Genomic DNA, 13533 nt, shown 5'->3' on the forward strand with positions numbered 1-13533 from the left:
TGGCAAATGACCGGGCTTTTTTTTCGCGCAAGGCTCAGTGCAGATCCGCCACTTCCCTGCGCTGCTGCGCCATCTCCATGAAGGCGCTCATCGCCGAGGTTGGCAGTGAATCCTGGCGACGGATGAACACCGTGGACACGCGGGAGAATTCCGCGGGCAGTTCATGGCAGCGAAGCGCATGGCGCACGCTGCAGTTCTGCGTAACCGACCTGGGCAACAGGGTCACGCCCATTCCAGCCGACACGCAGGTAAGGATGCCATCCAGGGTGCCCATTTCCATGATCTGGTTGGGCATCAGGCCAACCCGGTAGAACCAGTTCTCCAAGGTAGAGCGGTAGAAGCAGCCGCTGCGAAACACCAGCACTGTCTGCGAGGGCATTCGCCCCATCAAGCTGTCGAGCGAATCGAACTGGTCGCTGCTGACCAGCACCAATTCCTCGCAGAACACCTCTTGCTGGGCAAGCATCGGATTCTGGTGAAATCCTCCGACGAAAGCGCCATCGATCCGGTGGGACTCGATGGCCTTGATCAGTTCGGCAGTGGTGCCGGTGAGCAACGATAGTTGCACATCGGGATGCTGCTGGCGGTAGCGGGTCAGGATCTTCGGCAGGCGAATGGCGGCGGTGGTCTCCATCGAGCCCAGGCGCAGCGGGCCGTTGGGGATACCGGTATCGAGCAGGGCGCTGCGGCTTTCTTCGGTCAGTTGCAGGATGCGTCGGGCATACCCGAGAAACGTCTCGCCCGCAGCCGTGAGCACGACGCCGGATTTTCTGCGGATGAACAGCTCGCGATTGAGCTCCGCCTCGAGCTCCTTGATGCGCATGGTCACGTTGGATTGCACGGTGTTGATCCTGGCTGCGGCCGCGGTAAAACTGCCCAGGTCGGCCACGGCGCAGAAGATCTTCAACTGGCGCATTTCCATGAGGTCTACCTATCACTGATGATGATTGATGGCCTGTTTATGCATCATTTCATGCACGGCTTTCCAGTGGCTTGGAGGCTACCGGTCCCGTCTGCTGGTTCACGATCAGTGATGGAACTCATCATTTATGATCATTTGTGAAAATTCATGGGTGTGTTTAAGGTCGACTCTGGGCTCGCTCCACGCCAACGGACACGCGCGCCCGCCATGAGCCACCCGCCGTCGTCTGTGTTGCGATGAGCGATCCATGATGAGCAACCTCCATGACCACTGACATCCACGCTTTGCTGAACATCCGTTTCCCCATCATCCAGGCGCCCATGGCGGGCGTTTCTACGCCAGCGCTGGCGGCGGCGGTATCGAATGCGGGTGGTTTGGGGTCGATCGCGATCGGCGCGTGCTCGGTCGACCAGGCTCGCCAGTCCATACGCGAAACCTTCGCGCTGACCCAAGAATCGTTCAACGTGAATCTGTTCTGCCACCGCCCTGCACTGCGAGATGACGTGCGCGAGGATGCCTGGCTGCAAGCGCTCGAAGCGCGCTTTGCCGAGTTTCAGGCCAAGCCGCCGACGGGCCTGCGGGAAATCTATCGCTCGTTCGTCGAAGACCCCGAGATGCTGCAGATGCTGCTGGAAGAAAAGCCGGCAGTGGTGAGCTTTCATTTCGGCCTGCCGCCGCAGTCGTTCATCGAGGCGCTCAAGGCGGCCGGTATCGTGCTGCTGGCCTGCGTGACCAATGTGGAGGAGGCGCTGCAGGTACAGCGAGCCGGGGTCGATGCACTGATCGCCCAGGGTTACGAAGCGGGCGGCCACCGCGGGATCTTCGACCAGGATCATGATGATCGATTGAGCACCCTGGCACTCGTACGCCTGCTGGCTGATCACGTTCAACTGCCGATCATCGCGGCCGGCGGGATCATGGACGGCGCAGACATCGCCAAGGCGTTCGCGCAGGGCGCCTGTGCGGCGCAGTTGGGTACAGCGTTCTTGCTATGCCCGGAGTCGGCGGCTAACGCGGCCTATCGTGAGGCGCTGACCGGGCCTCGGGCGCGGCAGACGCAGATCACCAGCGCAATTTCCGGGCGGCCTGCGCGGGGCATGGTCAACCGCGCGTTCGAGGTGGCGAGCGCTGCGGGCGTGCCGGATTATCCCCGCGCCTACGATGCCAACAAGGCGCTCAATAGCGTGGCGACTGCCCAGGGCTGCAGTGACTTTGCCGCACAATGGGCCGGTACCGGCGCCCACCGGGCGCGCGCGATGCCGGCAGCGCAGTTGGTCGAAGTGCTGATGGCCGATTTCGACGCGCAGCGCTGACAGGCAAGCTCTGGCTGGAGCAACTGTCTTTTCAAAATCCAAAGACCAGCCCAATCCCTGTAGGAGCGGGCTTGCCCGCGAAAAGGTCGCCGCGGTGGATGGCACCGGCTCCGCCGGTGTTCGCGGGCAAGCCCGCTCCTACAAAGGCGCTGTGGCACTCACGGATGTGAGTTGCGGGAGCGGGCTGGTCCCGCGAACACCAGCACAACCGGTGCCATCCACCGCCGCATCTTCATCTTCCTCCCGGTTGCCCAGAACACCCCGTACCCGCTAAGGTCGCCGCCTTGATCCACGAGAGGCAACCATGGGCTACCTGATTATCGTCGCGCTGATCCAGGCGTTTTCCTTCAGCCTGATCGGCGAATACCTGGCCGGCCATGTCGACAGCTACTTCGCCGTGCTGGCGCGGGTACTGCTGGCAGGGCTGGTGTTCCTGCCGCTCACCCGCTGGCACCAGGTCGAACCGCGCTTCATGCGCTCGATGCTGCTGATCGGCGCACTGCAGTACGGCATCACCTATGTCTGCCTGTACCTGAGCTTTCGCGTGCTCACCGTGCCTGAAGTGCTGCTGTTCACCATCCTCACCCCGCTGCACGTCACCCTCATCGAAGATGCACTGAACCGCCGCTTCAATCCCTGGGCGCTGCTCGCGGCCCTGGTCGCGGTGGCCGGCGCAGCGGTGATCCGCTTCGACAGCATCAGCGGCGAGTTCTTCATGGGCTTCCTGCTCCTGCAACTGGCCAACTTCACCTACGCCGCCGGGCAGGTCCTGTACCGTCACCTGATCGCCCGCCACCCCAGCGACCTGCCGCACTACAAGCGCTTTGGCTACTTCTACCTGGGCGCGCTGATCGTCGTGCTGCCGGCCTTCCTGCTGTTCGGCAACGCCCAGCACCTGCCGAGCACCGACGTGCAATGGCTGGTGCTGTTGTTCCTCGGCCTGTGCCCGACCGCACTGGGGTTGTACTGGTGGAACAAGGGCGCCTGCCTGGTTTCCGGCGGCACCCTGGCGGTGATGAACAACCTGCACGTGCCGGTGGGCTTGCTGCTCAACCTGCTGATCTGGAACCAGCACGAGCCGCTGGGGCGGTTGTTCATCGGCGGTGCGGTGATCCTCGCCTCGGTGTGGCTGAGCCGCCTGGGCGACCGCCCCAGCCCGGCGCTGGCCGGCAAAGCCTGAGGCGCCCATGCATACCATCCTGGTCATCGTCGCGCCGATCTTCGCCCTGATCCTGGTCGGCTACCTGTGCCGCAAGACCGGCAAGCTCGGCGAACAGGCCGCCGCCGAAATCAACCGCATGGTGGTCTGGCTGTGCCTGCCAGCGCTGCTGTTCAAGGTGACCGCCACCGCGACCTGGAGCGAAATCTGGCACCCCGGCTTCATCGTCGCCTTTGGTGCCGGCGCGCTGGCAATGTTCTTCATCACCCTTGCTTGGCGCTTGTTCAGCGGCCACAGCCTGGTAGCCTCGAGCATCGATGGCTTGAGTGCAGGCTATGCCAACACCGGCTACATCGGCATCCCGCTGTGCCTGTTGCTGTTTGGCCAACCAGGGTTGCAACCGGCATTGATCTCGTCGCTGATCGTGGTCTGCCTGGTGTTCGCGATTTCCCTGACCCTGATCGAGATCGGTCTGCAGGAAGAACGCCAGATCGGCCGCGCCGTATTGCTGGTGGCCAAGGCGCTGGCGAAGAACCCGCTGGTGATTTCGCCACTGGCAGGCGCCGCCTGGGCCATGTCCGGCCTGGGCCTGGCCGAGCCGGTGATGCACTTTCTCGACATGCTTTCCCTGGCCACCACGCCTTGCGCGCTGGTGTCGCTGGGGGCATTCCTGGCGCAGAAACGCAGCGGCGCGCAGGCCAGCCCCTGGCCGCTGGTGGGGCTCAAGCTGGTCGGGCAACCGGCACTGCTGGCCTTCAAGGTGTTCAGCCTGCCGACGATGTGGGCGACCTCGGCGGTGCTGCTGGCGGCGCTGCCGACCGGGACCGGGCCGTTCATGCTGGCGGAGTACTACAACCGCGAGGCGGGGCTCATTTCGCGCACCATCCTGCTGTCGACGGTGGCTTCGCTGCTGACCCTGACCGGGCTCATGTACCTGCTGGGTGTGGCGGGCTGACTGCTACGAAATGATCGCGGGACAAGCCCGCGTCTGTAGGAACGGCCGAGGATATGAGCCATTCAGCGAGTCTATGCGGCCAACTGAAACAGGGTTGAAGGCGAGCGGCGGCTTGCGGGTCGTGACGGAATGCTCTCGACCCAAAGCCGACACTCGCGCAGCGAAGGCCGAGGCAAGACCGTCGTATCTTGCGTAGCCGCGTTGTCAATGTCAGCTTGCTGCATGGGGTAGCGGCGTCAAGCCACTATCTTTGATCGCTGCGTCGGCTTCTGGTGAGGCCAGGTAATCGAGCAGCGCCTGGGCTGCGGCGTGATGCTGGCTCTTGTTGACGACAGCGCCCGAATACAGGGTCATTTTCTGTGCTTCTGCCGGGATCAGACCAACGATGTCGATACCTTTTACTGGCTTAAGCTCACTGAGCTGTTGAAAGCCGATCTGTGCTTGGCCGCGAGCGATCACTGCGCCTACGGGCTCGGCAGGTATCATGTGAGCCTTGGATTCGAACTGTTCACCAAGCTGCATGCGAGGGAACAGCGTCTTGGAAAGATATACCCCGCTGGCGCTGTCGGAGTAAGCGACAGAGCTGCTATCTTGCAGCACTTTGCGTAGGGTCTGCATGGTGCTTATGTCCGGCTTCGGTTCACCTTTGCGAACGGCCATGGCAATGAAAGATTTCCCGAGATCTATTCGACTCGTTTTGTCGGCTTGTCCACTGGCGACCAAGTTGTCGAGGGCCGAACCAACCATCAGCACAACATCCGCCTGCTCACCACGAGCGAGTCTGTTTGGGATGGCCTGTGGGGTATCCCCCATCGATGGGGCGGCTAGAATTTCCAGCTTCACGCCATATTTCTTCTCATACGCTGGCGCTACTTCCCGGATGGCGCCCATGATCCCGCCGGAACTCAGAACGGTCAGTGTTTCCTTACCGCCGTGTACAACGTCTGCAGCCGAGCAGGCGAATGAAGTGGTTAAGAGGGTGGCACAGAACAGCATTCGGAACATCGGAGCTTTCTCCACAGGTATACGCGCAAAATCCTACCTGGGCGAAGCTCAAAGTTGTGATTAATCAGCGATTAAGAATGTTTTACTTTCTCCCCACCAGTAGCATCTACAGGTAGAAAGTTGACCTTCGTGGATGTGCTGTATTCCCCCCAAAAAATCGTCTGGGACCGCTCGCCGCCATCAAGTTGCCCTTGCACGGGGCCCGACGTTATAGCGCCAGCAGTGCTGCTGCAAGTGCAGGCGGCATCACCAGCACCCCTAGGCGCAAAAAGTTCCAGGCGCTGACATGCGCCCCTTCGCGACGGATCGCCACCAACCACAAAAGCGTGGCCAGTGATCCGGTAATCGACAGGTTCGGCCCCAGGTCGACGCCGATCAGCAGCGCAGCGGTCACCGGCTGCGGCAGGGCCACCAGCGAACCCATGGACCCAGCCATCAGTCCAGTCGGCAAGTTGTTCATCAGGTTGCTGGCGATGGCCACGCCCACGCCTCCCACCCAACTCGCCCCGATCGTCGAGTCTGCGGCCAGAGCAGCCAGCCCCTGGGCAAGCTGCACTATCAGGCCGGTCTGGGCGACAGCTTCGACCAGTATGAACAAGCCCGCCACCAACGGCAGCACACCCCACGCTACATGGCGTAGCACCAGCATCGGGCTGCGCCGCTGGCGTAAGTGGATCAGTGCTGTGGTGGCCACGCCGGCACAGAAGGTCGGCAGGCCTAGTGCCCGGTCCAGCGCTGAGGCTCCCAGCAGCAGGATTGCGGTGAGCAGGATGCCCACTGCGCATAGACGGGCGCCCGGAGACAGCGGCTGGTTATCCACATTCAGGGTCAGCGGTTGGCGGATCTGCCGGCGTTGGGTCAGGCGCAGCACCAGATAGGTCACAGCGATTGCCGCAAGCGATGGCAAGCTGAACTGTCTCAGCCACTCCAGTAGCGGGGGCATCTGGCTGCCGAAGACTACCAGGTTGGCCGGATTGGAAATCGGCAGCACGAAACTGGCGGCGTTGGCGATGAAGGCGCAGATCAACAGGTAGGGCAAAGGCTCGGCCTTGGCAGCCTTGCACGCCGCATACACCGCAGGAGTCAACACCACCGCCGTTGCATCGTTGGACAGGAACACGGTGACCAGCGTACCCACCAGAAATACCAGGTCGAACAGCCTTTGCCCCGAACCTCGGGCGTGGCGGACCGCGTAGCGGGCCAGCCAGTCGAACAGCCCCTCCTGGCGTGCAAGCTCGGCCAGTACCATCATGCCGATCAGGAATAGGTACACGTCGCCGCCTTCGGCCACTGCCGCCAGAGCGCTGCGCGGTGTGATCAGGCCCAGGCCTGTCAGTAGCAGCGCACCGCCCATGGCCCAGACGTATTCCGGGATCCGCCATGGGCGCAGGATGACACCGCAGGTTGCCAGAGCGGCTACCGTCCAGATGATCGAGGCGTTTTCGCTGTAAGACATGAGGCGTCTAGTTTCCGGCAGGGGTAGGCAGGGGCGATGGCGCGACGCCCGGATGAGTCTCCGGCAGCGCCATCAGCACTATTGCGAAGGCGACCGCGGCAATGCCGGCCAAGGTCAGGAATGCCGCATCGTAGCCGGCTGCTTGAACAACCAGCCCGGCAATCCCAGGGCTGAGCGCAGCGCCCAGTCCGAACACCGCCGTCAGCGCGCCAAGGCTGAAATTGAAGCGCCCGGTGCCTTCGGTCAAGTCCTTGATCACGATCGGGAACAATGCACCGAAGATGCCTGCGCCGATTCCATCGAGCAATTGCACGCCAACCAGCCAGAATGGGTTGTCGTACGCCACGTACAGTGCGCCGCGCAGCGGTAGGATGAAAAAGCCGGCCAGAAGGAACGGCCTGCGCCCCCAGGTCTCGGCCTTTGCCCCCACCAGCAGCGCCATCGGCACCATCACCAACTGCGCTGCGACGATGCAGGCGGATGTGAGTGGCGTGGCCAAGCGCAGGTCGACTTGCGATAGCTTCTGGCTCACCAGCGGCAGCATCGCCGCGTTGGCCAAGTGGAACAACGCGCAGCACACAGCGAATACCAGGAGCGTGCGGTTGTGCAGGAGGACCCTGAACCTGGCAAGGTTTTCAGCACAACCCGGACCATGGACAAGGCCGCGAGCCACCTGGTGGTCGATGGCGGCTGCTGGCACACGCCACATCGCCCCGATGCTGGCTACGGTCATGACCGCCATGAGATAGAACACCACCACCGGGCCGAACAGATACGCCAAGCCACCGGCCAGCAATGCTGAGCAGGCATTGCCCGCATGGTTGAACGTCTCGTTGCGACCCACCCTTCGCGTAAAGGCCTTGGGGCCTGTGATGCCCAGCGAGATGGCAGCAATCGCCGGAGCGAACAGCGAGCCTGCTATGGCACCGATCGTCTGGGTCAAGGCCACCCCGGCGAACGACGAAATCCACGGCAGCAGCAGGCAGCTGCCGGTCACCAGCACGGCGGCGGTCACGACCACCGCGTGTTTGGCTGTCGTGCGGTCAATCAAGGCTCCAGCCGGAGTTTGCGCCACCAGTGCAGCGATGCCTGCCAGGCTCATCACCAGGCCAATGCTCGCCGGCTGCCACTGGTGCACGGCAAGCAGGTAGATGGCGAGGTAGGGCCCGAGTCCGTCACGCACGTCAGCCAGGAAGAAGTTCAGCCAGTCAAGGGCACGGTCGTGCGAAGCGGCGCAGCTTGAGTGTTCCATGGACGCAGTCTCTAAAAACAAGGGGGAAGCGCGATGGGTAGTTACTGGACGCGCGCAGGGCTGATAAAGCTGCCGTCTGATGCCCATCAGTCCAACGCACTTCCTGCACTTTAGGCCAGCGCGCCCCTATCTGTACGCGGCTCTGTCGTTGACATAGGACTTGCTCAAATGGTTCGGCACACGAGCGGTCAGCATGCAGATCATTTGCGGTTTAAATGGGGCAGCCGATAAGTGCGGCTACGCGTTGCGCAAGCGAGGTACTGGCAGGGAGGCGCGAGTTGCTATGCGGCTTTTAGGTAGAAACCCAAGAGTTTGAGCTTCCATTGGTTATCGGATGCGGCTTTCATTGCAGAGGGCCGCTTTGCGGCCCTTTCGCGGGGCAAGTCGGGGCGCGAACCGCCGCATCCATTGGGGGAGCGCTTTTTAGGCCTCGCTCATGCGCTCGACCCGCGCCGCCAGCCCCGAGCGCATATCACTACCGCTAGGCTGCTGATACAGACTCAAGCCAAACTCCGGCAACACCGCCAGCAAATAATCGAAGATATCCCCCTGGATCCGTTCGTACTCGGCCCACACCGTGGTGCGGGTGAAGCAGTAGATCTCCAGCGGCACACCTTCGGCGCTGGTCTGCATCTGGCGGACCATGCAGGTCATGTTCGGGTGGACGTCGGGGTGGTTTTTCAGGTAGGCCAGGGCGAATGCGCGGAAGGTGCCGATGTTGGTCAGCTTGCGGCGGTTGGCCGAGAGTTCGGCGACCAGGCCCTGGGCTTCGTTCCAGTCGTGCAGCTCCTTGCGCTTGGTGGCCAGGTAGTCGCCGAGCAGGCGCACGCCGCCCAGGCGTTGTTCTTCTTCGAGGGTGAGAAAGCGCACGCCGGTGGCGTCGATGAACAGGCTGCGCTTGATGCGGCGGCCGCCGGACTGCTGCATGCCGCGGTAGTTGCGGAACGACTCGCTCATCAAGCGCCAGGTGGGGATGGAGACGATGGTCTTGTCGAAGTTCTGCACCTTGACCGTGTGCAGGGTGATGTCGATCACATCACCGTCGGCGCCGACCTGGGGCATTTCGATCCAGTCGCCGACGTGGAGCATGTCGTTGCTGGTCAACTGCACGCTGGCAACGAACGACAGCAGGGTGTCCTTGTACACCAACAACAGCACCGCCGACATCGCACCCAGGCCCGACAGCAGCAACAGCGGCGAGCGGTCGATCAGGGTGGCGACGATGACGATGGCGCTGAACACCCACAGCACCATCTTCGCCAGTTGCACATAGCCCTTGATCGAGCGGGTACGGGCGTGTTCGGTGCGGGCGTAGATGTCCAGCAGGCCGTCGAGCAGGCACGACAGGGCGCGGGTGAGGAACAGCAGGGTGACGGCCAGGGCCAGGTTGCCGAGAAAATGCTGGGCGGTGGCCGAGAGCTCCGGCACCAGTTTCAGGCCGAACTGCAGGATCAGTGACGGCGTGGTCTGCGCCAGGCGGTGGAAGACCTTGTTATGGCGCAGGTCGTCAAGCCAGCGCAGCGGCGGCTGGCGGGCCAGCAGGCGGGTGCTGTGCAGCAGCAGGAAGCGCGCCAGGCGGCCGACCAGCAGCGAGACCAGCAGCAGGACCAGCACGCCGAGGGAGGCGTGCAGCATTGGGTGTTGGTCGAGGGTGCCCCAGAGGTCCAGGGTGTCGTGCCAGATTCGTTGGATATCCATGTAATCAATGCATTCAGTGGGTCGAACGGAGCGCCATTAGAGCGCGGAAACCGCGAATGTTGCCAAAAGATATTCGGCTACAGCCGCGGAAAACGTTACCCTATGCAACCGAATTGTCCGCATCTGTCTGAGGTACACCCGTGTTTTCCCAATTCGCCCTGCACGAACGCCTGCTCAAAGCCGTGGCCGAGCTGAAATTTGTCGAGCCGACCCCGGTGCAGGCGGCGGCCATTCCCCTGGCCCTGCAAGGGCGTGACCTGCGGGTCACGGCGCAGACCGGCAGCGGCAAGACCGCCGCCTTCGTGCTGCCGCTGCTCAACCGCCTGGTCGACCTGAGCGGGCCACGGGTCGAGATCCGTGCGCTGATCCTGCTGCCGACCCGCGAGCTGGCGCAGCAGACCCTCAAGCAGGTGCAACTGTTCTCGCAGTTCACCTACATCAAGTCCGGCCTGGTCACCGGCGGTGAAGACTTCAAGGAACAGGCCGCGATGCTGCGCAAGGTGCCGGACGTGCTGATCGGCACTCCAGGTCGCCTGCTCGAGCAGCTCAATGCCGGCAACCTCGACCTCTCCCACGTGCAGGTGATGATTCTCGACGAAGCCGACCGCATGCTCGACATGGGCTTTGCCGAAGACATGGAGCGCCTGTGCAAGGAGTGCGAGAACCGCGAGCAGACCCTGCTGTTCTCCGCCACCACTGGCGGTGCGGCGCTGCGCGACATCATCGGCAAGGTATTGAAGGATCCTGAGCACCTGATGCTCAACAGCGTCTCGCAACTCGCCGAAGGCACTCGCCAGCAGATCATCACCGCCGACCACGACCAGCACAAGGAAGCGATCGTGCAGTGGCTGCTGGCCAACGAGACCTTCGACAAGGCGATCATCTTCACCAACACCCGCGCCCTGGCCGACCGCATTTATGGTCACCTGGTGGCCAAGGATGTGAAGGCTTTTGTCCTGCACGGCGAGAAGGACCAGAAGGACCGCAAGCTGGCCATCGAGCGCTTCAAGCAGGGCAGCTCCAAGGTGCTGGTGGCCACCGACGTGGCGGCCCGTGGCCTGGACATCGACGGCCTGGACTTGGTGATCAACTTCGACATGCCGCGCAGTGGTGACGAGTACGTGCACCGCGTGGGCCGTACCGGCCGTGCCGGTGGTGAAGGCCTGGCGATCTCGCTGATCACCCACAACGACTGGAACCTGATGTCGAGCATCGAGCGCTACCTCAAGCAGCAGTTCGAGCGCCGCGTCATCAAAGAGGTCAAGGGCACCTACAGCGGGCCGAAGAAGGTCAAGGCTTCGGGCAAGGCAGTGGGCGCGAAGAAGAAAAAGGTCGACAAGAAGACCGGCGAGAAGAAGACCGCCGCCAAGCGCAAACCAACCGCCAAGCCGCGCCCGAACGCCCCGCTGGCCAGCTCCGATGGCCTGGCACCGCTGAAGAAGCGTACGCCGAAGGCAGAATAACCGCCCACCCCTGTGGGAGCGGCCTTGTGCCGCGATCGGACGCGAAGCGGCCGCAACCCAGTCACCGTGGTGTTCCAGAAACATCCCGGCGGCCTGGTTTGCGGCCGTGTCGCGTCCGACCGCGGGACAAGTCGGGGCGCCGAACCGCCGCTTCCACAAAGGCTGTCAGGCTGCTTGATTCAACCCGCCTTTTGCTCCGCCTCTTTCAACTCCTTCACCCGCTTGTCGATCAGCTGGCATTTGTCCGGCAAGTCCTTGCTTGCCGTCCCCAGCTCCATGCCCTGGAGTTCGTCGTTGATCTCCTTGGCCTTCTGCGGGTTCTGCTCGGTCAGTTGAGTCACCAGCTTGGCCAGTTCCTCGCGCTTTTGCGTGGCTTCTTCCGGTGTGCAGGCCCAGGCGGGCAGGGTGCAGGACAGGGTGGCGAGCAGGGTGATGCGGCATATAACGTTCATGGCGCTTGCTCCTTGTGCAGTCTATCGGTGGAGTCTGGTCGGCCAGCAAAGGTTCAGCATGTAGGCGTTTGCCACTGATGTGATGGCAAATTGACGTCAAAAGGCCATCTCTGTATCCTCCGTCCCCACTTTTTCACCGCCCAGGGACTGGAACATGGCGACAGGGTTTCGCACACGCCTTTGCAGCGCGATCCTCATGCTGACTGCCAGCATGCCTGCCCTGGCGGCCTCGCCGCTGGAGCAGGAACTTATACGTGACCGCCAGGATCGCCTGCTGCAAGAGCAGCAGCGGCGCATCGAAGAGCTGCGCAACCTGCCCGGCAGCACGGCGCCGCCGAGTGCCGTACCGGCGCCTGATGACAGCCGCTGCTTCACCATTCGCACCATCACCCTCAAGGGTGCCGACAGCCTCACCGAGACCGAGCGCGAGCGCCTGCTCAAGCCGTTCATTGGTCAGTGCCTGGGTGTCAGCCAGCTCAACGAACTCCTCAAGGTCATCACCAACCATTATCTGGATCGTGGCCAAGTGACCAGCCGCGCCTACTTGCCGCAGCAGGACCTGTCCGCAGGGCACCTGCAAGTGTTGGTGGTAGAGGGGCGCCTGGAGAGTTTGCGTGCAGCTCCCGACAGCAGGCTGAGCGAGCGGGAGCTGGCCATGGCTTTTCCCGGCGCGCCCGGCGAGCGTCTGAACCTGCGTGAGATCGAGCAGATGGTCGATCAGCTCAACCGTCTGCCTTCGAACAAGGCGCAGATGGAGCTGGTCCCTGGCGAGGCGGTGGGTGGCAGCCAGGTGCTCGTACGCAATCAGGCGCAGAAGCCCTGGCGGGCTTCCCTGTCGCGCAACAACGAAGGCCAACGCAGCACTGGCGAGCAGCAGGTCAACCTAGGCTTCGAGTGGGATAGCCCGCTGGGCCTGGCCGACCAGTTGGTGCTACGCGGTGCCCACGATGTGGTCAGCGATCACACCAAGGGGGCGAAGAACGGGGTGCTGGCCTACAGCCTGCCCTGGGGCTGGTGGAACTTCTCGTACAGCTACAGCGCGTCCGACTACCGCTCCGTAGGCCAGGCCAACGGCTTCGACTTCAAACAGACCGGCGACAGCCAGAATCATCAATTGCGCGTCGATCGTGTACTGCATCGCGACGCCACGAGCAAGACCTCGATCAACCTGGGCGTTGCCCATCTGCGCACCCGCAACTACATCGAAGACAGCCTGCTGCGAGCCAGCAGCAATCGTCTGAGCGAAGCGCAGTTCGGCATCAACCACGGTCGGCGCCAGGGCACGGCCTTCTTCAACCTTGACTTGGGCACGCAGGAGGGCATCGGTGCCTTCGATGCCCAGGGCAACGGCAATCCGCGACCTGGCGAGCCGGTCGCGCGCTATCGCAAGTACACCGCGACGGTCAGTTACGTGCAGGGCTTTGAGGTATTCGGCGAGCAGTTGAGCGTTACCAGCCTGGCTACCGCCCAGCGCAGCGAGGACGTGTTGTTCAGCCCGCAGCGCATAAGCCTGGGCGGGTTGTCGTCTGTGCGTGGTTTCAAGGACCAGTCGCTGTCCGGCGACAGCGGCGCCTATTGGCGCAGCGATCTGCGCTGGACGCGCCCGGTGACCTGGTCCGTCGCACAGCCGGTGATTGCCGAATACGGGATGGGCCTGGGCTACGACCTGGGTGTGATCCGCAACGACCGCTACAACGGCGACCGCCATGGCCGTGCCAGCAGCCATTCGCTGGAGCTGTTCGCCCGGGGCCGTCACCTGGCGGCCAGTGTGACTTTTGCCCGCAGCCTCGAACGCCCGGATGCCCTGCCCGACAAGGAGCATCCGGTATACCTGCGCCTCGATTTCTTCATCTGATTC

The 13533-nt window shown here is 62.9% G+C and carries 11 protein-coding genes; 5 read left to right on the forward strand and 6 right to left on the reverse strand.

Going from position 1 to position 13533, the window contains the following annotated elements; genetic code table 11:
• Positions 1-34: 34 nt before the first annotated feature.
• Positions 35-922, reverse strand: a complete 888-nt coding sequence (locus tag ACNFHO_RS21320; RefSeq protein WP_416767265.1) for a LysR substrate-binding domain-containing protein — start codon at positions 920-922, stop codon at positions 35-37.
• Between the two features lie 263 nt (positions 923-1185).
• Here ACNFHO_RS21320 and ACNFHO_RS21325 point away from each other — a divergent pair, with 263 nt between their 5' ends.
• From ACNFHO_RS21325 to ACNFHO_RS21335, 3 genes are all read left to right on the forward strand, one after another.
• Entirely contained in the window at positions 1186-2235 is a 1050-nt protein-coding gene (locus ACNFHO_RS21325; protein ID WP_416767266.1) for an NAD(P)H-dependent flavin oxidoreductase, read from the forward strand.
• A gap of 304 nt (positions 2236-2539) precedes the next feature.
• On the forward strand, positions 2540-3415 hold the full coding sequence (locus tag ACNFHO_RS21330; RefSeq protein ID WP_063543732.1) for a carboxylate/amino acid/amine transporter: 876 nt from the start codon (positions 2540-2542) through the stop codon (positions 3413-3415).
• A 7-nt stretch (positions 3416-3422) separates the two neighbouring features.
• A complete protein-coding gene (locus ACNFHO_RS21335; RefSeq protein WP_416767268.1) occupies positions 3423-4349 on the forward strand; it encodes an AEC family transporter in 927 nt (308 codons plus the stop codon).
• 210 nt (positions 4350-4559) lie between these two features.
• Here ACNFHO_RS21335 and ACNFHO_RS21340 read toward each other — a convergent pair whose 3' ends face one another.
• The 4 genes from ACNFHO_RS21340 to ACNFHO_RS21355 form a co-directional block, all read right to left on the reverse strand.
• Positions 4560-5354 (reverse strand): substrate-binding domain-containing protein, encoded by a 795-nt coding sequence (locus ACNFHO_RS21340; protein WP_063543736.1) that lies wholly within the window; start codon positions 5352-5354, stop codon positions 4560-4562.
• A gap of 208 nt (positions 5355-5562) precedes the next feature.
• Positions 5563-6810 carry an arsenic transporter gene (locus tag ACNFHO_RS21345; RefSeq protein WP_416767271.1) on the reverse strand — a complete coding sequence of 416 codons (1248 nt, stop codon included), beginning with the start codon at positions 6808-6810 and terminating at the stop codon, positions 5563-5565.
• Positions 6811-6817: 7 nt separating this feature from the next.
• On the reverse strand, positions 6818-8062 hold the full coding sequence (locus tag ACNFHO_RS21350; RefSeq protein WP_416767273.1) for an MFS transporter: 1245 nt from the start codon (positions 8060-8062) through the stop codon (positions 6818-6820).
• Positions 8063-8485: 423 nt separating this feature from the next.
• Positions 8486-9760 carry a mechanosensitive ion channel family protein gene (locus ACNFHO_RS21355; protein WP_054893287.1) on the reverse strand — a complete coding sequence of 425 codons (1275 nt, stop codon included), beginning with the start codon at positions 9758-9760 and terminating at the stop codon, positions 8486-8488.
• Positions 9761-9900: 140 nt separating this feature from the next.
• On the opposite strand from ACNFHO_RS21355, the gene ACNFHO_RS21360 reads away from it, so the two are divergent.
• Complete coding sequence (locus tag ACNFHO_RS21360) at positions 9901-11223, forward strand: DEAD/DEAH box helicase (RefSeq protein WP_065861475.1); 1323 nt, start codon at positions 9901-9903, stop codon at positions 11221-11223.
• Positions 11224-11402: 179 nt separating this feature from the next.
• On the opposite strand, the gene ACNFHO_RS21365 is transcribed toward ACNFHO_RS21360, so the two are convergent.
• Positions 11403-11675, reverse strand: a complete 273-nt coding sequence (locus ACNFHO_RS21365; protein WP_416767275.1) for a hypothetical protein — start codon at positions 11673-11675, stop codon at positions 11403-11405.
• 154 nt (positions 11676-11829) lie between these two features.
• Between ACNFHO_RS21365 and ACNFHO_RS21370 the strand changes: the two genes are divergently transcribed.
• Positions 11830-13530: a ShlB/FhaC/HecB family hemolysin secretion/activation protein gene (locus tag ACNFHO_RS21370; RefSeq protein ID WP_416767277.1), complete on the forward strand. Its 1701-nt coding sequence runs from the start codon at positions 11830-11832 to the stop codon at positions 13528-13530.
• Positions 13531-13533: the final 3 nt, after the last annotated feature.

It is taken from the genome of Pseudomonas sp. NY15374, from assembly GCF_048068255.1.
Lineage (GTDB): Bacteria > Pseudomonadota > Gammaproteobacteria > Pseudomonadales > Pseudomonadaceae > Aquipseudomonas > Aquipseudomonas machongensis.

Bases quoted from the DNA above. Each gene is read 5' to 3' on its own strand.
- ACNFHO_RS21370 (WP_416767277.1), top strand. From the start codon at position 11,830: ATGGCGACAGGGTTTCGCACACGCCTTTGCAGCGCGATCCTCATGCTG.
- ACNFHO_RS21330 (WP_063543732.1), top strand. From the start codon at position 2,540: ATGGGCTACCTGATTATCGTCGCGCTGATCCAGGCGTTTTCCTTCAGC.
- ACNFHO_RS21350 (WP_416767273.1), bottom strand. From the start codon at position 8,062: ATGGAACACTCAAGCTGCGCCGCTTCGCACGACCGTGCCCTTGACTGG.
- ACNFHO_RS21320 (WP_416767265.1), bottom strand. From the start codon at position 922: ATGGAAATGCGCCAGTTGAAGATCTTCTGCGCCGTGGCCGACCTGGGC.
- ACNFHO_RS21355 (WP_054893287.1), bottom strand. From the start codon at position 9,760: ATGGATATCCAACGAATCTGGCACGACACCCTGGACCTCTGGGGCACC.
- ACNFHO_RS21365 (WP_416767275.1), bottom strand. From the start codon at position 11,675: ATGAACGTTATATGCCGCATCACCCTGCTCGCCACCCTGTCCTGCACC.
- ACNFHO_RS21345 (WP_416767271.1), bottom strand. From the start codon at position 6,810: ATGTCTTACAGCGAAAACGCCTCGATCATCTGGACGGTAGCCGCTCTG.
- ACNFHO_RS21325 (WP_416767266.1), top strand. From the start codon at position 1,186: ATGACCACTGACATCCACGCTTTGCTGAACATCCGTTTCCCCATCATC.
- ACNFHO_RS21335 (WP_416767268.1), top strand. From the start codon at position 3,423: ATGCATACCATCCTGGTCATCGTCGCGCCGATCTTCGCCCTGATCCTG.
- ACNFHO_RS21340 (WP_063543736.1), bottom strand. From the start codon at position 5,354: ATGTTCCGAATGCTGTTCTGTGCCACCCTCTTAACCACTTCATTCGCC.